Here is a 19,627-nt window from a genome sequence, read left to right on the forward strand (position 1 = left end):
CTGATGAATGCAAGCCGGTCATTTTGCGGTCAGAACAGAAGTTTCATCAAAAAATTGTTATATAACGATTTTTTATGATTTATCGGAAGGATAACGTTTTCATTTTTGATGCCGAACACTTGCATCATGGAAGGTTATCGGCCGGAAAAGCCTCGAGAAGACGTTGGTTCGGCCATCATCACCATCTTGCGATCCAACAGCCGCATCCTGCGCTATCGTAACCCGAAACGTACCCGGTGACCAAAGGTATGAGACTTGGTCTGAGACACCTCGAACCCCTACCAAACCGGCACATTCCGGCTATTCTTGAGCTTTAGCCGGAAAAATTGGAGCATCGGTGGGGTGGCCGGTTCACAGCCTGCGGGCGAGCGCTAGCTTCCAACACAATAATGTAAACGTTACCATTGTCATACATGCCTGCACATGGTTGATTGCCTCCGTGGACTCCATAAATGCCGAGGTCATGCAATTCGAAGGACCAGGCCATGAACATCCCCACCCGCCCCATTCGCGTCGGCCTGCTGGGTTACGGTTTTGCCGGTAAGACCTTCCATGCTCCGCTCATCGGCGCGTGCGAGGGACTATCGCTCCACGCCGTAGCGTCGCGGGATGCAGGCAAGGTCCACGCGGACTATCCCGGGGTGAGTATCCATCGCACGCCCGAAGCGTTGATCCAGGACGATGCGATCGACGTCGTCGTCATCGCAACGCCCAACGACACGCATGCTCCCCTTGCTCGCATGGCGCTGGAAGCCGGGCGCCACGTCGTGGTCGACAAACCGTTTGCCCTTGATCTCGCGGAGGCGCGCGGGCTGGTGGCTTTGGCGCGGGCTTCCGGCCGCCACCTTCAGGTTTTCCACAACCGGCGCTGGGACAGTGACTTTCTCACCGTGCACCATGCCATTGAAAGCGGCCTGCTCGGCCGTGTCACGCATTTCGAATCGCGCATCGATCGCTTTCGTCCGCAGGTCCGCGATCGCTGGCGCGAGCATGCAGTGCCAGGAGCCGGCATCTGGTTCGACCTCGGCCCGCACATGGTCGATCAGGCGCTGGTCCTGTTTGGGCTACCCGACCGTATCACTGCCAGCCTCGCCATCCATCGCGACGGTGCGCAAGTGGACGACTGGGCGCACGCGATTCTGGATTATGGCGAGCAGCGCGTCGTGATCCACGCAGGCATGCTAGTTGCGGGTGGATCGGCGCGCTTCATCGTTCATGGCACGGGCGGCAGCGCGGTCAAGTTCCGTGCGGATGGACAGGAGGCGCAGCTCCTCGCCGGAATGCGACCCGGGACGCCTGGCTGGGGTGAGGATACCGACGCCCTCGCTTTCTATGGCGGCTCCGGCGAGCCCCGCTCCATCCCCGCCATGCCCGGCGACCAGCGCGGGTTCTACACCGCCGTCGCCGCCGCACTGGCGGGCGATGCACCGCCGCCGGTGCGCCCGATCGAAGCACTCGCGGTGATGGCCGTGCTGGAAGCCGGTGCCGCCTCCGCACGGGAGGGGCGCTCGATGCCGCTACCGCTCACGCCAGAAGAACGCGCCGCCTGGTAAGCATCATCCTGCGGCAAGCTGGGCCGAGACGGAACCGGTACGCTCCAGCTTGCCCCAGCCCACGACCCACCCGGCCACGGCCGAGGCGATCGCGCGGATCACGACCCAGTACATGATCTGGCGGTATACCAGTCGCTGCGCCACCAGCAGGTGCGCCGGGTAGCGCGCCCGTCCCCCGTCGAGACGATAGGCGATCCATCCGCACAGCACATCGATCGCGGTGAAGGCGATCCAGTAGGCGCCCATCATGCCGACGTCCCCGCTGGTCTGCGCCCAGCCATGGGCCGAGACCCGCAGCGCGGTGCCGATGATCGAGACGACCAGCGCCAGGTCGATCAGAGGCGAGATCGCGGCGAAGGCGATCTGGAACAGCCACGCCTGCGGCAGTCCGACGAGGCCGAGCCCGGCAGGCTTGCGGGTGCAGATCACCGCGCGGTGCTTCCACAGACACTGCAGCGTACCAAAGGCCCAGCGGAAACGCTGCTTGGCGAGCGCGGTGAAGCTCTCTGGCGCCTCGGTCCAGGCGACGGCGCGCGGGTCGTAAGTGACGCGCCAGCCCGCCCGCTGGATGGCGATGGTGAGGTCCTGATCCTCGGCGAGCGTGTCCTCCGGATAGCCGCCGACCGAGTCCAGCGCCGCGCGCCGCCATGCGCCGACCGCGCCCGGCACCACGGTCATCGCGTCGAACCCGGCCAGTGCACGGCGTTCGAGGTTCTGCGCGGTGATGTACTCGACCGCCTGCCAGCGGGTGACGAGGTTCACCCGGTTGCCGACCCGCGCATCGCCCGCGACGGCGCCGAGCTGCGGGTCCGCGAACCAGCGGGCGAGGCGGCGGATCGTCTCGGGCTCGAACTGGGTGTCGGCGTCGAGGGCGATGACGATCTCGCCGGTCGCTTGCAGCAGTGCGCGGTTGAGGGCGCTGGCCTTGCCGCCGTTCTGCAGCGTCAAAAGCGTCACGCGCGGGTCGTCGCCGAAGACCGACCGCACGATCTCGCTCGTGCCGTCCTTCGATCCGTCGTCGGCGACGATGACCTGCAGCGCGGGGTAGTCGGAGGCCAGCACCCGCGCCACCGACGCGGCGATGACCCGCTCCTCGTTGTAGGCAGGGATGATGACCGAGACGGCGGGTTCGAAATGCGGCGGTTCGGCGCGCTTGCGGCGGCTTTGATACCAGGCGAGCGCGGCCATGATCACCGCGCGCGCGATGCCGAGCGATATCGCGAGGTAGAACACCCAGGCCAGCACCGCCGCGACCGTCATCAGTGCCACGAAGGCGGCAACGTCCACGCGCACGGCGGCAAGATCGGTGGTCGAGATGGCGGGCATCGCCCGCGCCTGCGGGATGCCGACGAGCTGCGAGGCGGTGACGAAGGTATAACCCTCGGACTTCAGCGCGCTGATGATACGGGGCAGCGCGGCGACGGTCTGGGCGCGGTCGCCGCCGCCGTCATGCAGCAGGACGACGTTGGTGGCGTTCTGGGGCGTCGCGGAGTGCACTTGCTGGAGCACCTGGTCGACGATCTCGTCCTCGCCCGGGCGCTGCCAGTCGTTGGGATCGACGTGGAGGCCGACGACCGTATAGCCGGCCTCCTGCGCGGCCAGCGCGGGACCGAGTTCGTCAGGCGTGGTCGGCTCGGCGTCTCCGAAGTAGGGCGCGCGGAACAGCGTCATGCTGCGGCCGGTATAGGCTTCGACCAGTCGCTGCGTGGCGTTCAGCTCCAGCCGGGTCTGGCGCGGCCCGGCGTTGGCGAGGTTCGGGTGGGTATACGTGTGGTTGCCCAGTTCGTCCCCGTCGGCGACGATGCGCTTGAGCAGGCCGGGGCTGCCCAGCGCGTTCTCGCCGATTACGAAGAACGTCGCGGGCACGTGCGCCGCCTCCAGTTCGCGCAGGATGCGGGGCGTCCACGTGGGGTCCGGGCCGTCGTCGAAGGTCAGTGCGATGCGCTTGGGGTCGGCCCCGCCCGAGCGCTGGACGACGTAGGGCGTCGGCAGCGCGGCGTAGGTTTCCTCGCGGATCATACCGTTGTGGTCGGCGCGTACGGCGCGCTGGCCGTCGCGCGGGGTGGCGGTGATACGCAGGATTTCACCTGAGCCCTCGATGTCGGCGCTGCTGAGCGCGCGCGGGGTCGAGAGGTCCGGAGTGCCACCCTTGCGGAAGGCGTCGAGGTCGTTCCAGAAGCCGGAATCCTCGGTGCCGAGCCGCCACAGCGCCATGTCGCCGATGCCGAGGCGCTTCAGCGCCGACAACTCGTTCCAGCTGGTAGCCGCGTCGAGCATCCAGATCGTGTGGTGGGTCTGTTCGTCGTCGTAGGCGAAGGCGGCATTACCGCTGGCCGGGTCGAAGGAAATCTTCGCGGCGCTGTCATGCGCGGCCAGCCAGGCGTCCTCGATGGCGAGCGCGTCGGTCTGGTCGCCGTGCCAGTCGTAGGCATAGCTGCCCAGAGCGACGACGAGGTGGTCGGGGCCGATGCGCCTCAGAGCCCCCTGCACTTCGTGGACGAACCAGTCCTGCGCGGCGATCGGGCCGGGCGTGCCGCCCTCCCAGTGCTGGTCGTAGGCCATGAAGATGACCTTGTCGGTAGCCTTGGCGAGAGCCTCGAGCGGCCAGCCACCCTCGTCGTCGGCGGGAGTGGTGACGGCCAGCGAGGTGCCCTTGGGCAACGCTGCATGCAGGCTGCGCAGGAAGGCGAGGTAATCGGGCATGGCGCGCGTAGGCAGTGCCTCAAGATCCATCACCAGCCCGGCGTAGCGTCCTTGCGCGACTGCTCCGGCGAGGCGCTTGGCAAGTGCGAGGCGCTGGGCGGGGTCATGCAGCAGCGCGGCGGTTCCGGCACCATCCCAGCCGTCGGAGGCGACGTTCTGGACCATCGGCAGCACTTTGAAGTGGTGCGATTGGCCCGCGACCAGCCGGTCGAAGCGAGCATCCGGCTCGACCGTCACCTGATGCTGCGGCCCGGCGACGTTGATCAGGGCGGGCACCACCCAGTCGAGGTCGTTGCCGTGATGGACCAGCGAAAGGAAGCTGGCGTCGTTGCCCGGCAGGTAGAAACCGATGCTGAGCGGCTTCTGCCCCGGCCCCTTGCGACCACGCGGCAGCCAGGACTTCAGCGCATGCTTCAGCGGCGATCCGTGCAGGGTCGAGGGCTTGAGGCGCGGCGTCGGCAGTTCCAGTTCCTGCTGGGCGGGCACCGCGACGAGCGTGGTCGCGAAAGCCGCCGCGCCCAGCAGCACGATGACCAGCAACGCGGCGAGGACACCGCGCGCCCAGCGGCTGCGGCGGCCGGTGGGGTCGTAGAAGATGGGCTTGCTCATGACGTCGGGTGTCCGGGGGTAAGGAATGTGAGCCGGCGATAGCCCCGGCGCAGTGTTCGGGACCTGATCGGCGCCTTAAATTTTCGTCATGTTCGGCGCGCTCAGAGTCTGTTTGAAAAATGCTGAAAGCGGCATTTTCGAATGCAGCACCGGCCCGCTCCCCCACCCGACCGCCCATCGGCAGTATCCTGTGGGTGGTCGGGTGGGGGAGCGGGCCGGTGCCGCGAAATTCTCGTTCCGCGAATTTCCAAACTGTCTCTCAGCCCATCATCCCGGAACGGAACCAGCGGCGCATGGCCGGAAGCCGCCTGAGGTCGCAGCCGCAGACCTTGCAGCGGCAGTTCTGCACCCCCGAGGAATCGACCGTGAACTTGCGCGAGGCGACGTGACGCTCGGCATGGCAATCGCTCAAGGTCCCGCTCATGGCTGCAACCCCGCTTCGGGCGCGACTTCATCGAGCGCACGAAAAGTCGTGGCGATCAGGCGCGGCGCATCGTGGCCGAGGTAATGGTCGCCGCTCAGACCGATGACCCGCGCGCGGCCTGCGAGGGAGGGGCACAGGCTGCCCTTCTCTTCCAGCCCGTAGACGCAGACCACCGGCGCCCAGTCGACCCCGCGCATCGCCAGCAACGGGTGCGCGTCCGGCTTGCCGAGGTAGGCAAGGCCCACCGGATCGGCGCGGAAGTAGACGTCGTGCGCAGGCACCGTCAGGTCGATGGCAAGGACCCGGGCACGCAGATCCGGCGGCAGGTCCGGCGCCGTGGTGGCAAGGATGTCCGCGCCGTAGGACTGGCCCATCAGCACGACCCGGCTCGCTCCCGTACGCGCCAGGGCGAGGCGCACCGCGCCTGCGACGACTGCGTCCGCCTCGGCCCGGGTGCGGCGCGTGGCGAAGACAACCGGGGACGCGACTCCGACCACCGGGACGCCCTTGGCGGCAACGGCGGCGGCGACTTTCTCGCCCATGCCGAAGTGGAAGCCCATGTCTCCGGACAGGAAGACCGCCGCCACGCGCGGATGTGGCTCGGCGGCCGGGAACATCACGATGGGCTCGGTGCCGAGCAGGCCAAGCATCGGAGCGGCCAGCGCAGTGAGACCCAACGCAGCCAGTGCAAACAGCCCAATGGCAAGGCGAGTGCGAACGCGGCTCATGCGATCAGCATCCTTGCCTCGGAGGTGATGGCGGGCACTGGTGCGATCGGGCGGACAAGTTCCCCCCCTCCCCCGCCGCCGATCAGGCGCGATACGTCGTGCAGCCCCTGGATCAGCCCGATGCCGTGCGGCCCGGCTACGTAGCGCGGTTCCCAGCGGGGGGCGAACTTCTCTTTGTAGCCGCGCAGGCCGCGAAAGCCGTAGAAGCGCTCGCCATGGCGGAACACCAGCGCCGCCGCCTTGGCCCATGCGGGCGCGAGCGGGCCACCCTCGATCCCCGACAGCGGCACCATGCCCAGCGTGAAGCGCTTGTATCCGCGCGCCTTTGACCAGAGCAGCAGGTTGGTGAACAGGAAATCCATCGTCCCGCGCGGCGCGTCCTCGCGCTGGCGCATGAGGTCGACCGAGGCTTCGGTGTGGTCCTGCGTGCACCACAGGTTGGCGAAGGCGACGATGCGGTCCTCCACCATGACCAGCGCCATGTCGAAGTTGCTCAGGTATTCGCGGTCGAAGGCGCCGAGACTGAAGCCCTTCTCGCGCTGGCCCTTGGCCGTCATCCATTCGTCGGAGATCGCCTCCAGTTCGTCGAGGATCACCGGCACCGCCGCTGCCGGAACCACCCGCAGCCGCGCGCCCGCGCGGGCCGCGGTGCGCTCCGATTTGCGTACCGAGCGCAGCTGGGGGGTTTCCAGTTCGAACGTGGTGAGATCGACCACTGCCTCCTCCCCATACTTCACGATCTGCAGGCCCATGCCGATGGCAAGGTCGAGCGTGGCGGGCGAAATCTCGTAGAGCACCAGCCGTCCCTGTCGCCGGTGTGACATGTCGCGCAGGGTCCAGAGGAGTTCACCCCACGATCCCTCGTTGCCGACCGGATCACCCATGACGACCCAGCTGCTGCCCTTGACCTGGTACATGACGAAGGCATCCCCCGCCTGGGAGACGAGGAACCGCTTGTCTCCGGTCAGCGCCAGCATCGCCTCGGTGCGCGGACTGGTGGCGAGGATCGCGCGGATCGCCGGGGCATCCTCCATCACCTGCGCGTCGCCGCGCGCGCTGCCGGGCGCGCAAAGCCTCCAGACCGCGAACCCCGCCAGCAACACCGACGAGGCCAGCGCCGCGCGCAAGTAACGCGGGGCATCGGCACGCAGGGCGAACTTCCACCACAGGTCGTCGTTGTAGGGTACATGGCGATAGGCGAAGAGGCCCGCCCAAAGCGCCAGTCCCGCCGCCATCACCACCGCCGCTATCCAGCCCGCGGTGAGCGGCGTCTCGGTCAGCGCGGTGCGGCGGTAGAAGGCCCGGCGCGTCATTTGCAGCAGCGCGGCCAGCGCAAGGCAGGCCAGCGCCTCCTCATAGTCGATGCCCTTCGCCAGCGAGAACACCGCGCCCGCCACCAGCAGCAGCCGCGCGGCAAGGCAGGCGCCGTCGAGCCGGCGGTAGAGTCCCGGCGCCAGCAGCAGCAGCGCGGTGCCGACGAGGCTGGCGGCGATATGGCTCGCCTCGATGACGGGCAGCGGCATGACGTCGGCCAGCAGTCCCATGCGTGCGTGGACGGCAGGCAGCGAGCCCGACAGCAGCAGCATGCCGCCGCCAAGGAACGTCGCGCTTGCCAGCAGCAGCGGCGAAAGGCCGGTGGCGACGCTCTGCACCCCGCCGACAAGGCGCGCCACGCGGCGGCTGCGGGCACCCTCGCGCCAGGCCAGCAGCAACGCCGCCAGTGCCAGCGGGAGGAGATAATAGACGAGCCGATAGACGATCAGCCCCGCAAAAAGGTGCGCGCGGTCCCCAGGCGCCACGGCCAGGACGACCGCCTCGAACACGCCGAGGCCGCCCGGCACATGCGTCACCAGCGCCACGACGATGCCCAATGCATAGGCCAGTACGAAGACCGGCAGCTGCGCCGGGTCGGCGCCCGGCAGCAGTACGAAAAGCGCCGCGCCCGCGCAGGCGATGTCGGCGACACTGACGCCGACTTGCGCCGCGATCTCGCGCGCGGAAGGCAGCGGCAGGCGGATTCCCGGCAGCCTCAACTGCTTCGCCCGCGCAGCCGCGAAGCCCAGCGCGCCCAGCAGAGCCAGCATCGCCGCGCCGAGCGCATGCGCCGCCTGCGGAGTCAGCGTCACCGCGCCGAAGTCAAGGCCGCCATCATGGACCAGCATCGCCGCGCCCGCGACGGCCAGCACGCCCGCCCAGAAGTTGCCGGCCGCCAGCATCACCACCTTGGCGACCTCCGGCCCGTCGAGCCCGGCACCAACGTAGATGCGATAGCGCGCCGACCCGCCCGTCAGCAGCGAAAGCCCGAGGTTGTGGCTGAGCGTATAGCTGGTGAACGACGCCAGCGCTGCGGTGCGCCACGGCAGCGGGTGCCCGATCGTCCTGAGCGCTAGGAAATCGTAGAACGTCAGCGCGAAATAGCTGGCAGCGGTCAGCATGAGACTCAGCGCGATCTGGCCGGCGTCAAGCGCATGGACGGCCGCGCGCACCTGCGAGTAGCGGATTTCGTGCGTCAGCGTATTCAGCGCGACGAAGCCGAGGGCGATCACCGCCAGCACCGCGCCCGCCTCCACCAGCTTTCGATAGCGCGAGAGGAAAGCAAGCGGCGCGGTCATGCCGGCACCTGCGCGATGCGGGTCCATACCTGCGAGCGGCAGAAAAAGCCGCCAAGGATGCACCCGCTGATCTTCAGCCGGTCGGCCGAGAGAGGCTCGATCCGGGAATCGAAGCGGCGCCCCATGTCGGGAACGAAGACGGTGCCGCGCCATATGCGGCCCTCGGGGCGGTAGTCCTGCAGCAACTCGGTGCCGATCAGCGACGCGATCCCGCTGTCCTGCGCGTCGGCCTTCGCCTGGCCGCTGGCCCAGACCACGCGTCCGCACAGGCCCGGCCCACAGGAACCGGTACGCACGGCGACGCTGCCGGAAGGGTTGAGCCAGACGCCCTCGACGGGCGTAGCCGCGCGCGCACCGAGCGGCACGGCGAGGAGCGAGAGAAAAAGGGCGGTTCTCAGCAACATGGTGCCGTTTGTGCGCCCGGCCGGATTGCCGGAGGCTCGCCACAACATGAACAATCGGCAATCTGGACGCTGCGCCTCCCATGCTTCGGCAAGCTCAGCATGAGCGGAGGGGGTGAAATCAGGAAAAGCCTAGCCCCCGAGCGAATACGTGATCACGAAGCACGCCACCGTCAGCAGCGACATCGCCAGGATGAACGCCGCATCCGCCACCCGCTCCAGTCCGTGCAGCCGCGTGGAGGACTGCACCCTCAGCGCGAAGTAAGAGGCCAGCGTCGCCAGCAGGAACAGCAGCGCATCGACCGAGAGCAGATCGTCGGCTATCGTCTCGTGCCCGCGCACCGATACCGCCACGCGCAGCAGGCCGATGCCGGTCATGCACACCCCGACCATGCCCGAGGCGATCGGGCAGATCAGGCGGCAGGTCCGCTCGTCGAGGATGGCAGTGTCGGTATCCATGTGGTCTCAACTCTTGTCGTGGCGCGCCCAAGGTGCATACGATGCGCGGAGCCTCCCCCGACTGGAGGGAACATGAGCGAAAGTTAATCCGCTCCCCATCGCGCCGAAGGGCCACATGGCTCACAACGGAAGGACCGCAAGTGTGAGGAAGGCGCGTTGAGCCAGAAGATCCTGCTCGTCGAGGACGATGCCGACACCGCCGACTTCATTGCCAAGGGCCTCGACGAGGCGGGCTTCACCGTGGACCGCGCTGCCAACGGGCGCGACGGCCTGTTTCTGGGCACGGACGGCGGATATGCATGCATCGTGCTCGACCGGATGCTGCCGGGGCTGGACGGGATGGCGGTGCTGGCAGCCCTGCGCGGCGCCGGGCTGGAGACGCCGGTGATCATCCTCTCCGCGCTCGGATCGCCGGAAGATCGGATCAAGGGACTGACCAACGGCTGCGACGATTATCTCGTGAAGCCCTTCGCCTTCGCCGAACTGCTCGCCCGTATCCGGCTGCTGATCCGCCGCGGCGCACCTGCCGCCGTGGCGGAAACGGTGCTGCGCTGCGACGATCTGGAAATGGACCTCCTTGCCCGCCGCGTGCGCCGGGGCGAGCGAGTCATCGAACTGCAGCCGCGCGAATTCCGACTGCTCGAATTCCTGCTGCGCCATGCCGATCAGGTGGTGACCCGCACGATGCTGCTCGAAGGCGTGTGGGATTACCACTTCGACCCCGGCACCAATGTCGTCGACGTTCACCTCAGCCGGTTGCGCAAGAAGATCGACGAGGGCGAGGCGCGCCGCCTGCTCCATACCGTGCGCGGCGCGGGCTATCGCATCGGCGCCGAACCGTGAAAATCTGGCACTCGACCACGTTCCGCTTCGCCGCGCTCGTCTTCCTGTTCCAGATCGTCGCCGCTGCGGTACTGCTGCTCGGCCCGGCGCTGCTGCTGCGATCCCAGAGCCATGCCGATGCGGTCGCCGTCGCCGAAACCCTGCGCGACGACCTGCTCGACGCATACCACGAAGGCGGCCGACCCGCGCTCTCGCGCGCCATCGACGCAAGGGTTTCGCGCCGTGTCGAGCGGGCAAGCGTGCTCCTCCTCGCCACCCCGGACGGCACTCGCCTGACCGGAAATCTCGACCACCTGCCGCCCGACCTGCCGCCGGGCGCCCCTTACGCGCTGGAAAAGCTGCCGCGCTCCGGCCATGCCTCCCCAGAGGCGATGCTGATCCAGTCGGTCCGCCTGCGCGACGGTTCGATCCTGGTCACCGGCACAGTGGTGGAGACGGAACGGCAGGTGCTGGCCCTGCTCGAACGCACCTCGATGATCGCGCTGGCGCTCTCCGTGGTCTTCGCCGCCTTCGCCGCCTATGTCTCGACAAGGCTGATCCTCAACCGTCTGCGGGCGAGCGTCGCCACCTTGCGCGACGTGCGCGAAGGTCGCCTCTCCCGCCGTGTCCCCGCCGACGACACCGGCGATGCCTTCGCCCTGCTCGGCAGCGAGGTGAACCAGGCGCTCGACCGCATGGCCGCGCTCAACGACGAGCTGAAACTGGCGACCGACGCCCTTGCGCATGATCTGAAATCGCCCCTGACGCGGATGCGCGCCGCGCTCGACCGGGCGGCGCAGCACGTCGAGGACCCCCTCGCCCAGCCCTTCGTCGATCAGGCCCTGACCGAAAGCGAACGCCTGATGGCGATCGTCGAGACCGCCCTGTCGATCACCCGCGCTGAAGCGGGCATGGGCCGCGAGAGCCTCGCCGATGCCGACTTGTCCGAACTGCTGGAGACGGTGGCGGAAATCTACGCGCCCATGGTCGAGGATCAGGGCCGCGCGATCGTGGTCGTCGCCCCGGCCGCGCTGCACATGCGGGTCCATCGCCAGTTGCTCGATCAGGCGCTGGGCAACCTCGTCGACAATACGCTCAAGTACGGCGCGGGTACGATCACCCTGTCGCTCGTGCCCGAGGCGGACGGCGCGGCGGTCATCGTGGCCGACGAAGGCCCCGGTATCGCGCCCGAGCGCCGCGAGCAGGCGCTGCGCCGGTTCACCCGGCTGGACGAAGCGCGCAGCGGCTGGGGCGCGGGCCTCGGCCTCTCGCTGGTGCAGGCGGTGGCGCACCTCCACGGCGGCACGGTGGAACTGCGCGACGCCGCGCCCGGGCTGGCAGTGCGGATCAGGCTGGTAGAGCCGCCCCCGCGCGCCTGAAGCACCATTATCCGCCATTCCATTGCCGTCATACGCGCAAAAGCGGGGACCCTTCTCCCGACATCGCAGGGTGCACCGGCATCAGATGGGTTCCCGCCTTCGCGGGAATGACGGGATCGGGTGCGGGGCCGTAGCATTCCTATGCCCGGTTCCGGTTGCGGCACCGCGCCAAGGCTGCAATAGCTACCGGCGGGTGCTCGCCGATCCCGGCAAGCAGGTTTCGCAGTGCCGGTCGGGCCGCCGGTGCACTTGCCCCCAAGCCCGGAGCCCTTATGGTCCTCTCCCGCCTCAAGACCCCCAGCGCCCTTCGCCAGTTTCTCGACGGCCAGTCATCCGCCGGCCTGTTCCTGATGGCGATGGCCGCGATCGCCCTGTTCCTCGCCAATTCGCCGCTGGCGCACGGGTACGAGCACGTGCTCCACCTTGGCCTCGGCCCGCTATCGCTGGCGCACTGGATTAATGACGGGCTGATGGCGATATTCTTTCTGCTGGTCGGGCTGGAGATCAAGCGCGAGATGCTGGACGGCCAGCTCTCGTCATGGTCGCGCCGGGTGCTGCCCGGTATTGCCGCGCTGGGCGGCATGGCGGTGCCTGCGCTGCTCTTCTACGCCTTCAACACCGGAGACACGGCGAAGGGCTGGGCCATTCCCGCCGCCACCGACATTGCCTTCGCGCTTGGCGTGATTTCGCTGCTCGGCAAGCGGGTGCCCGCCTCCCTGCGGGTCTTCCTCGCAGCCCTGGCAATCATCGACGACCTCGGCGCGGTGATCATCATCGCGCTGTTCTACACCGCATCGATCTCGGTGACCGACCTTGCGGGGGCAGCGCTCGTGCTCGGCGTCCTGATCGCCCTGAACCGGATGAAGGTGCGCCATCTCCTGCCCTACCTGCTGCTGGGGGCCGTGCTGTGGGTGCTAACCTACCGTTCCGGCATCCATGCGACGCTGGCGGGTGTCGCGCTTGCCCTGACGATCCCGATGGACGTGACGCCGAGCCATCCGGACGGAGACGCGACCGGCCCGCTGCACCGGCTGGAGCATGCGCTTCATGTCCCTGTCGGCTTCCTCATCGTGCCGCTCTTCGCCCTCGCCAATGCGGGCGTGCCGGTGCTGGGCCTGCCTGCCGAAACACTGGTCGCGCCGGTAACGCTGGGTGTGACGGTCGGGCTGTTGATCGGCAAGCCCGTGGGCGTTTTCGGCCTCTCGATGATCGCCATGCGGCTCGGTCTCGCAGACGCGCCCGCCCATGCCAGCCGGCTGCAGATGCTGGGCGTCGCCATGTTGTGCGGAATCGGCTTCACCATGAGCCTGTTCATCGCGCTTCTGGCCTTCCTCGACGCGCCCGCGCTGCAGTCCGAGGCGAAGCTCGGCATCCTTGCGGGATCCCTACTGTCCGGTCTGCTGGGCTATGGCTTGTTGAGATTTGCGGACAGGGAATCCCCGGCCCGGTAATGGGCCTCAGGCGGCAGCCGACTGGTTGCGCCCGCTCCGCTTCGCGCGATATAACGCTATGTCGGCGGCCGCAACGATCCGCTCCGGATCGCTGTCGACCGACAATGGAGCGATGCCGACGCTCACGGTCGCGGCGATGACGCTTCCCGACGATGTTTCCACCCCCCCCGCGCCAAGGCGCAGGCGAATGCGCTCGCACACCTGTTGCGCCCGCTCAACTGAAAGCCCGGCCAGCAACACCGCGAATTCCTCGCCGCCAAGCCGCGCGACGAGATCCCCCTCACGCACCGCGGCCCGGACGATGGCCACGAAACGAACCAGCACCGCGTCGCCGGCGGCATGGCCGTATTCGTCGTTGATCCGCTTGAAATGGTCGAGGTCGAAGACAGCGAGGCAGCCCGCTTCCGCACCGATGGGTGGAGATGCGACCAGCGCGGCGAGCGCATCGTCGAATGCACGGCGATTGCAGGCGCCCGTCAGCGGATCGGTCATCGCCTTTTGCTTGAGAGCCTCGACGATATGGCGTCGCTCTGTGACCTCGCGGATGATACTGACGGTGCCCGAGACATTCCCGTCGGCATCGACCATCGCACGCACATGGCTCTCAACCCATATGATCGCGCCGCTCTTCTGGATGACGCGATACTCGACGATGGCACTTTCCTCCGGCGCGGCCAGCACCACCCGGCGCGTATCGAGCACCATTGGTAGATCGTCCGGCACGATGAGGTTGAACAGCGGCCGTCCCCCAAGTTCGATAGCCGGGTAGCCGGTGACACGCTCCACCGAAGGTGATGCGTAGCGCACCGTGCCGTCGATCCCGGCGCGCAGTACCACGTCGCTCATGCGGTCGAGGACAAGGCGGTGCAACGCTTCGGCGGCATGCAGGCGCTCGACGATCCGCCGCCGCGCGTAGAGTTCCGCTGCAAGCGGCAGGAGCAGCAGGACGATGGACGCAAAATAGATCTGCAGTACCTGCAGCTTGAGCGCCATTCCGCCAGCAAGCAGCGCCGTCGGCCCCAGCCCTGCCAGCGAACAGCCAAGGCCCACCAGGATCACGATCACGATGGAGGATACCGCGCCGAACCGGCCGAGCCTGAACGTCGCGGCGATCATCGGCAGGAACGGGACGACGACAAGGGGAATCCTGCTTTGTCCGAATGTCACCAACGAGGCGAGCAGGACCAGGCCAAGCAGTCCGAACGTCCGCTTGCGCACGCGCGTTCCCGCCGTGCGCGTCCAGTGCGCGACATCGCCACGCAAGAACAGCAGCAGCGGCGGCGCGAAGACGACGAAGCCCAGCGCATGCCCGGCATACCAGTCCCGCCAGGCCGACCAGAAGCCGATGTCACGCACCGCACTGGTCATGACCGCTGCGAGAAGCGCCGTAACGGCGGGCACCATGATCCCGCAGACGACGATGAACGCCGTCACTTCCGCTACCGACTGGAAGCGACCGAACCGGGGAAACACCCTCCGCATAAGCCACGCGGCGCCGACCGCCTCGATGATGCAGAGCAGCGGCAGGCCAACCCCGGTCAGTCCCTTGAACCCGAACAGTTGGGAGGCACAGATGGCCAGCGGCGTGCAGACGAACGCCAGTGGCGCCCAGCGCCTGTGCGGCGTGACCTGGAGCCGGGCGAACAGCACCGACCCCGCCAGCCAGACCACCGCGATGCCGCCGTCGAAACGGGTCAGCACGAGCGCTAGCGACGCACACGCGAAGTATGCGAGCGCGGTGCCAAGCACCTCACCCGGATACCACCTGTTGCGACGATACGACTCGTGACCCATCACCTTCGCCTAATGAAACATGGTTTATTCGCGGTAAATACGTAGGCATCACAGGCGTCAGCGCTCGCACGTGTAGCACGGTGTACCGCCTTTCGCCGAAGAGCGGTGAAAACCGCAGATGGCGCGGGAGCTTTGACGACAGGCAAGGCAGACAAGGACATCGGGCGCCGGGATCGTCTCGGGGTTGGGCCAGGAGATCTGCGTGGACGAGTTGCTGGGGCGTCGCCGGGCGATGCAATTGATGAGCACGGGCGCGGTGGCGGCCTCGATGGCTTCGCATCCTGCCATAGCAGCGGACGGGTCTCCGGTCGCCAGGGCCACTGTCGCGAACAATGTTAAGATGCGCCGGGCCTACGTGGATGGTCCCTACGGCCAGATCCATTATCTGGATGCCGGGAAGGGACGCCCGCTGGTCCTGCTGCACCAGGCGGTGATGACCGCCAACCAGTTCGACCGCGTCTTCGCCCCGCTGGTTGCTCATGGCTTTCGCCCCATAGCGATCGATCTGCCCGGCTTTGGCCTTTCTGACCGACCGCCTTTCGAACCCAAGGTCAGCGACTATGCAGTTGTGGTTCCGGCCGTGCTCGACGCACTCGGCATCCGACGCGCGGCCATCGTCGGCCATCACACTGGGGCGCTGGTGACCAACGAGGTGGCGATCCAGTTCCCCGAGCGTGTCACCGCCAACGTCATCTGCGGTCCGCTCTTTATCCCCGACGAGCAGCGGGCCGCCCTAATCGCCGACATCGGCGGGCGCGAGCGGGCGTTCCGTGCGCTGCCTCATGCCGCGCACATGAACCAGTTGGCTGAAGCGCGCGAACGCTATGCGATGGGCACGATCGGGCCGGAGCGCATCAGCGATTACGTCGTTCAGGCGATGCTCGCGTTCCAGCGGGGTGCCTACTGGTACGGCCACAACGCGGGCCTGACCTATCGGCAGGAAGCGCCGCTGATGAAGATCCGCCAGCCCACACTGTTGCTGGCCAACACCGGCGACATGCTCTACCAGTCGGCCCTGAAGGCCAAGGAGATGCGCCCCGACTTCAAGCTGGTGGAACTGCAGGGCGGCGGGATCGACATCGTCGACCAGCAGCCCGAGCAGTGGTCAGCCGCGATCGCCGATTTCCTCCGTTCGATCGCCTGAGCGGTCAGGCGGAGAGGATCGCCACGTCTTCTTCGCGCGGGACGCTGCCTTCGAACGAGGGCAGAAGCTCGAAGCTCTCCGAAGTCAACGTGGCATCGGCCAGTCCGGCCAGCTTGAACTGGCCGAGCTTCGGCTCCTCGTCGCTGCGAATAGCCTTTTCCGGATTGAGCGCGCAGATGAACAGGTCGCCCCTGCGCTCGAACATGAGATGGGGCGCAAGCCGGATCACGGCACCATTATAACGCGCTTCCACGAACCTGCGCGTCGTGATCGCTTCCATTATCGTCAAACGCGGATCACTCATTTCACTTTGCTCTTTGCACCGGCGACCATTTTTGCATCGCAGCATAATCGGGGATTTGGCCGCTCAACGCAAGCCGCTCATGGCCTGTATCCATTTCCCTTTTCATCGCAACGATCTGCAGATACCCTGCGCCCCTCTGGCGGGAATGGGCGATCCAATGTTCGGTTTTCTGAAGAAGCAGTTCGTCGATGTCATCGACTGGCTGGAGCAGCCCGGTGACCTCGCCTGGCGTGTCCCTTTCGAGGATCGCGAGATCCAGAACGGCGCGCAGCTGACCGTGCGCGAAGGCCAGACAGCGCTGTTCATCAATGAAGGCAACCTGGCGGACACTTTCGATGCCGGCCTGCACCGTCTCGATACCGCCAACCTGCCGGTGCTGACCAGCCTGATGAACTGGGACAAGGGCTTCCGCTCTCCGTTCAAGTCGGACGTCGTGTTCCTGTCGTTTAAGGAGCAGCAGGGCCTCAAGTGGGGCACCGGGCAGCCGGTGACGGTGCGTGATGCGGAATTCGGCGCCTTGCGGCTGCGGGCTTTCGGCTCCTATTCGTTCCGCATATCCGCCATAGAGCCTTTCGTGGACCGTATCCTCGGCACTCTGAAAAGCGTGACAGCTGCGTCGCTCGAACCGCAGTTGCGCGCCGCGATCCAGACCTCGATCGCTACCGCGCTCGGCAGCGGCAGCGTCCCCTTCCTCGACCTTGCGGCGAACCAGCAGGCGCTGTCAGAGCGCATCCGCGTCGAGGTCGACAAGGCCTTCTCGCAATGGGGCCTGACGTGCCTTTCGTTCTATGTCGAAAGCATTTCGCTTCCCGAAGAAGTGCAAGCCCATCTCGACAAGGGCTCTTCGATGCGGGTGCTGGGCGATCTGAGCAATTATACCCGCTTCCAGGCTGCTGAAGCTATCGAGGCCGCTGCCGGGCAGGAGGGCGGCTCGGTAGCCGGGATCGGCGCAGGCGTGGCAGCGGCGACAGTGCTTGGCGGCGCCATGGCGCAGGGGCTCGGTTCGCAGAGTGCAGCAGGCCCCTTCTCTCCGGCAACCGAAGAAGATCCGATCGCCACGATCGAAAAGCTTCACAAGCTGGTGACGCTGGGTGCACTCAGCCAGGAGGAGTTCGACGCCAAGAAGGCCGAGCTTCTCTCCCGCATCCGCTGACACGCCTTCGGGGGGAGACGTGAGCAACTGCCCTTCCTGCGGCGCGCTGCTGCCCATGCGTAGCGCTGCACTGCCCTATTCGACTTGCGCCTATTGCCAGTCGCTCCTCCTTCGTGACGGGCTGGAACTGCAGGACATCGGCAAGGTCGCGGTCCTGCCGCCCGACGTATCACCGATTCAGCTGGGCACGAGTCTGCGGGTCGAGGGACTGACGCTCACCGTCGTCGGCCGCGTGCGCTGGGGGTGGGACAACGGATCGTGGAACGAATGGCTGCTTGACGGCGGCGACGGCAGCGAACGCTGGCTGGGCGAGGCCATGGGCGCCTTCATGCTGACCGCCGCGCGCGCCGACCTCCGCGAACTTCCGATGATACAAGGCTTTGCGACAGGTGGAGAGATCGCGGTCGGCGCACGGCTGACGGTCGAGGGCATCACCCTCGTCGCAATCGACCGCAAGGAAGCCCGGTGCCTCGGCAGCGAGGGTGAACTCCCGTTTCCGACCCTGCCCGGGCGCTCGATGACGAACATCGACTTTCGCGGTCCCAATCGCGAGGCAGTCAGTCTGCAGCGCGACGCGCGCGGGGCTTCGGTCTGGCTTGGCTACTATAGCGACCTTGCCTCGCTCGCCCCGGCGAACCTGCGCACGATCGAGGGCTGGAGCATTCCCCGCGAGCTGACACGATGAACGCCGTGCGCAACATCGCCTGCCCCAACTGCGGCGGCGCACTGGAAGTTCGCGCGGCGGGTTTCAGCGTGAACCTAGCCTGTGCCTACTGCGGCTCGCTGCTGGACGTCTCACGCCCGGAAGTCGTTCTGATCGAGGCCCACGACAAGGCCGCCAAGGGCTTCCGTCTGGCTCCCGGCGCGCGGGGCACGCTGTTCGACGTCGAATGGGAGACCGTAGGTGCGCTCCGGCGGCGAGATTTGGGGTATTCCTGGGAGGAATACCTGCTCTTCAACCCTTATGCGGGCTACCGCTGGCTGGTCCTGAGCGATTGTGAGTGGCAGTTCGGGACCATGTTGCTCGACCTGCCCGAAGGGAACGATGACACCGTGTCCTGGCGGGGCGAGCACTTCACCCGCGATGGTGATGCATCGACCAGCGAGACGACCGCCGTTCTCGGCGAGTTCTACTGGCGCGTCCGCGCAGGGGACACGGTCGAAGCGATGCTCTACGAACGCGGCGACACCGTGCTGTCACGCGAAGGGGGCGGCGGCGAGGTCAACTGGACCCAACTCGTGCCGGTGGAAGATGACGTCATCGCGCAGGCTTTCGGCCTCGGCCGTCTGAAAGCACACCGAGCGGTCCGTGAACCGTCTCCGTCTTCAGGCTCCTCGTCCAGCACGGCGAACGACCTGCCGACGATGTTCGGCCTCGCCTGTGCGGCCATCGTCGCACTGCTGCTGGCGATGGTGCTCATCTCCGGCCCGGTGGAGCGCGCCTCCGCCAGTATCGATGCCCCCTTCGCCGCCACGCGGGAGGGGGTCAGGATCGGAACCCTGACCGTGCGGCGCCCCTGGCAGTTCGTTACCGTCACCGCACGCGGGACCGACTTCGACAACCGTTGGGTGGACCTCGACTATAGCCTCGTCGATAGGGCCACAGGGCAGTCGATGGACGGCTACGGCATCGTCGAGCACTATTCCGGCCGCGACAGCGACGGATCCTGGACCGAGGGAAGCCGTAAAGGAACGACGCTGCTAGGCCGCGTTCCGCGCGGCACTTACGATCTCTACGTCGATGCCTCCGCCCATGGCTGGCCAAGCGACCCACCACCGCAGATCTCGGGCTGGTCATCGCTGCCGGAAACTGTCACCGTTTCCATCGAGGCCGAGACCGGCTCATTGCCCTGGGGCAACTGGTGGACGGCTGCCGTGCTGCTCTTCGCGTTCCCCTGCATCGCGGTATGGCGCCAATATCGCGAGGAGAACGGCAGATGACGCTGCGCCTCGTCCTGTTCCTGCTGTGGATCGCGATGGTCATGGCCGGGTGCCTCAGCGCCTCGTACTATGCCTGGTCGCCATTCTCGGACGAGGAGCGCCCGATGCGCGCCGGCGGCTCGTATGGCCCGACGCACAAGTAACCTTCAA

At 67.0% G+C, this 19,627-nt stretch carries 17 protein-coding genes; 9 read left to right on the top strand and 8 right to left on the bottom strand.

Annotation, left to right across the window (positions count from 1 at the left end; genetic code table 11):
• Window positions 1-485 precede the first annotated feature (485 nt).
• Window positions 486-1,553 (top strand): oxidoreductase, encoded by a 1,068-nt coding sequence (locus QRN25_RS04210; RefSeq protein ID WP_285017623.1) that lies wholly within the window; start codon window positions 486-488, stop codon window positions 1,551-1,553.
• Between the two features lie 3 nt (window positions 1,554-1,556).
• On the opposite strand, the gene QRN25_RS04215 is transcribed toward QRN25_RS04210, so the two are convergent.
• The 6 genes from QRN25_RS04215 to QRN25_RS04240 form a co-directional block, all read right to left on the bottom strand.
• Complete coding sequence (locus QRN25_RS04215) at window positions 1,557-4,865, bottom strand: trifunctional glycoside hydrolase family 18/polysaccharide deacetylase/glycosyltransferase family 2 protein (RefSeq protein ID WP_285017624.1); 3,309 nt, start codon at window positions 4,863-4,865, stop codon at window positions 1,557-1,559.
• A 259-nt stretch (window positions 4,866-5,124) separates the two neighbouring features.
• Window positions 5,125-5,289 (bottom strand): hypothetical protein, encoded by a 165-nt coding sequence (locus QRN25_RS04220; RefSeq protein ID WP_155986210.1) that lies wholly within the window; start codon window positions 5,287-5,289, stop codon window positions 5,125-5,127.
• On the bottom strand, window positions 5,286-6,017 hold the full coding sequence (locus QRN25_RS04225) for an AcvB/VirJ family lysyl-phosphatidylglycerol hydrolase (RefSeq protein WP_285017625.1): 732 nt from the start codon (window positions 6,015-6,017) through the stop codon (window positions 5,286-5,288). The genes QRN25_RS04220 and QRN25_RS04225 overlap by 4 nt, the downstream gene beginning before the upstream one ends.
• Complete coding sequence (gene mprF / locus QRN25_RS04230) at window positions 6,014-8,629, bottom strand: bifunctional lysylphosphatidylglycerol flippase/synthetase MprF (protein WP_285017626.1); 2,616 nt, start codon at window positions 8,627-8,629, stop codon at window positions 6,014-6,016. Before mprF ends, QRN25_RS04225 begins: the two co-directional genes overlap by 4 nt.
• Window positions 8,626-9,033, bottom strand: a complete 408-nt coding sequence (locus tag QRN25_RS04235; RefSeq protein ID WP_036525312.1) for a DUF2147 domain-containing protein — start codon at window positions 9,031-9,033, stop codon at window positions 8,626-8,628. The genes mprF and QRN25_RS04235 overlap by 4 nt, the downstream gene beginning before the upstream one ends.
• 129 nt (window positions 9,034-9,162) lie before the next feature.
• Window positions 9,163-9,489 (bottom strand): hypothetical protein, encoded by a 327-nt coding sequence (locus tag QRN25_RS04240; protein WP_008833323.1) that lies wholly within the window; start codon window positions 9,487-9,489, stop codon window positions 9,163-9,165.
• A 156-nt stretch (window positions 9,490-9,645) separates the two neighbouring features.
• Between QRN25_RS04240 and QRN25_RS04245 the strand changes: the two genes are divergently transcribed.
• From QRN25_RS04245 to nhaA, 3 genes are all read left to right on the top strand, one after another.
• Window positions 9,646-10,332, top strand: a complete 687-nt coding sequence (locus tag QRN25_RS04245; RefSeq protein ID WP_008833324.1) for a winged helix-turn-helix domain-containing protein — start codon at window positions 9,646-9,648, stop codon at window positions 10,330-10,332.
• On the top strand, window positions 10,329-11,690 hold the full coding sequence (locus tag QRN25_RS04250) for a sensor histidine kinase (RefSeq protein ID WP_285017629.1): 1,362 nt from the start codon (window positions 10,329-10,331) through the stop codon (window positions 11,688-11,690). Before QRN25_RS04245 ends, QRN25_RS04250 begins: the two co-directional genes overlap by 4 nt.
• A 272-nt stretch (window positions 11,691-11,962) precedes the next feature.
• Window positions 11,963-13,141: a Na+/H+ antiporter NhaA gene (nhaA, locus tag QRN25_RS04255; RefSeq protein WP_285017630.1), complete on the top strand. Its 1,179-nt coding sequence runs from the start codon at window positions 11,963-11,965 to the stop codon at window positions 13,139-13,141.
• A gap of 6 nt (window positions 13,142-13,147) precedes the next feature.
• Here the strand turns inward: nhaA and QRN25_RS04260 are convergent, their stop codons facing one another.
• Window positions 13,148-14,935 (bottom strand): sensor domain-containing diguanylate cyclase, encoded by a 1,788-nt coding sequence (locus QRN25_RS04260; RefSeq protein WP_285017631.1) that lies wholly within the window; start codon window positions 14,933-14,935, stop codon window positions 13,148-13,150.
• Between the two features lie 202 nt (window positions 14,936-15,137).
• On the opposite strand from QRN25_RS04260, the gene QRN25_RS04265 reads away from it, so the two are divergent.
• Window positions 15,138-16,079: an alpha/beta fold hydrolase gene (locus tag QRN25_RS04265; protein ID WP_285017632.1), complete on the top strand. Its 942-nt coding sequence runs from the start codon at window positions 15,138-15,140 to the stop codon at window positions 16,077-16,079.
• Window positions 16,080-16,083: 4 nt separating this feature from the next.
• Here the strand turns inward: QRN25_RS04265 and QRN25_RS04270 are convergent, their stop codons facing one another.
• Window positions 16,084-16,383, bottom strand: a complete 300-nt coding sequence (locus QRN25_RS04270) for a hypothetical protein (protein WP_285017633.1) — start codon at window positions 16,381-16,383, stop codon at window positions 16,084-16,086.
• 157 nt (window positions 16,384-16,540) lie between these two features.
• Here QRN25_RS04270 and QRN25_RS04275 point away from each other — a divergent pair, with 157 nt between their 5' ends.
• Genes QRN25_RS04275 through QRN25_RS04290 form a run of 4 tightly spaced genes read left to right on the top strand, consistent with a single transcriptional unit; the run spans window position 16,541 to window position 19,620 of the window.
• Complete coding sequence (locus QRN25_RS04275; protein ID WP_285017634.1) at window positions 16,541-17,536, top strand: SPFH domain-containing protein; 996 nt, start codon at window positions 16,541-16,543, stop codon at window positions 17,534-17,536.
• 19 nt (window positions 17,537-17,555) lie between these two features.
• The gene (locus tag QRN25_RS04280; protein WP_285017635.1) at window positions 17,556-18,221 is read left to right on the top strand and encodes a DUF4178 domain-containing protein; all 666 of its coding nucleotides are present in this window, start codon (window positions 17,556-17,558) and stop codon (window positions 18,219-18,221) included.
• Complete coding sequence (locus QRN25_RS04285; protein WP_285017636.1) at window positions 18,218-19,477, top strand: DUF4178 domain-containing protein; 1,260 nt, start codon at window positions 18,218-18,220, stop codon at window positions 19,475-19,477. The genes QRN25_RS04280 and QRN25_RS04285 overlap by 4 nt, the downstream gene beginning before the upstream one ends.
• Window positions 19,474-19,620: a hypothetical protein gene (locus QRN25_RS04290; protein WP_271182776.1), complete on the top strand. Its 147-nt coding sequence runs from the start codon at window positions 19,474-19,476 to the stop codon at window positions 19,618-19,620. The genes QRN25_RS04285 and QRN25_RS04290 overlap by 4 nt, the downstream gene beginning before the upstream one ends.
• The last annotated feature ends 7 nt before the right edge of the window (window positions 19,621-19,627 follow it).

The sequence above is a fragment of the Novosphingobium sp. fls2-241-R2A-195 genome, assembly GCF_030209485.1.
In the GTDB taxonomy this organism is placed as follows: domain Bacteria; phylum Pseudomonadota; class Alphaproteobacteria; order Sphingomonadales; family Sphingomonadaceae; genus Novosphingobium; species Novosphingobium resinovorum.

Coding starts and splice junctions, on each gene's coding strand:
- QRN25_RS04270 (WP_285017633.1), bottom strand. CDS start 16,383: ATGAGTGATCCGCGTTTGACGATAATGGAAGCGATCACGACGCGCAGG.
- nhaA (WP_285017630.1), top strand. CDS start 11,963: ATGGTCCTCTCCCGCCTCAAGACCCCCAGCGCCCTTCGCCAGTTTCTC.
- QRN25_RS04235 (WP_036525312.1), bottom strand. CDS start 9,033: ATGTTGCTGAGAACCGCCCTTTTTCTCTCGCTCCTCGCCGTGCCGCTC.
- QRN25_RS04275 (WP_285017634.1), top strand. CDS start 16,541: ATGTTCGGTTTTCTGAAGAAGCAGTTCGTCGATGTCATCGACTGGCTG.
- mprF (WP_285017626.1), bottom strand. CDS start 8,629: ATGACCGCGCCGCTTGCTTTCCTCTCGCGCTATCGAAAGCTGGTGGAG.
- QRN25_RS04260 (WP_285017631.1), bottom strand. CDS start 14,935: ATGGGTCACGAGTCGTATCGTCGCAACAGGTGGTATCCGGGTGAGGTG.
- QRN25_RS04225 (WP_285017625.1), bottom strand. CDS start 6,017: ATGAGCCGCGTTCGCACTCGCCTTGCCATTGGGCTGTTTGCACTGGCT.
- QRN25_RS04220 (WP_155986210.1), bottom strand. CDS start 5,289: ATGAGCGGGACCTTGAGCGATTGCCATGCCGAGCGTCACGTCGCCTCG.
- QRN25_RS04290 (WP_271182776.1), top strand. CDS start 19,474: ATGACGCTGCGCCTCGTCCTGTTCCTGCTGTGGATCGCGATGGTCATG.
- QRN25_RS04240 (WP_008833323.1), bottom strand. CDS start 9,489: ATGGATACCGACACTGCCATCCTCGACGAGCGGACCTGCCGCCTGATC.
- QRN25_RS04285 (WP_285017636.1), top strand. CDS start 18,218: ATGAACGCCGTGCGCAACATCGCCTGCCCCAACTGCGGCGGCGCACTG.
- QRN25_RS04210 (WP_285017623.1), top strand. CDS start 486: ATGAACATCCCCACCCGCCCCATTCGCGTCGGCCTGCTGGGTTACGGT.
- QRN25_RS04215 (WP_285017624.1), bottom strand. CDS start 4,865: ATGAGCAAGCCCATCTTCTACGACCCCACCGGCCGCCGCAGCCGCTGG.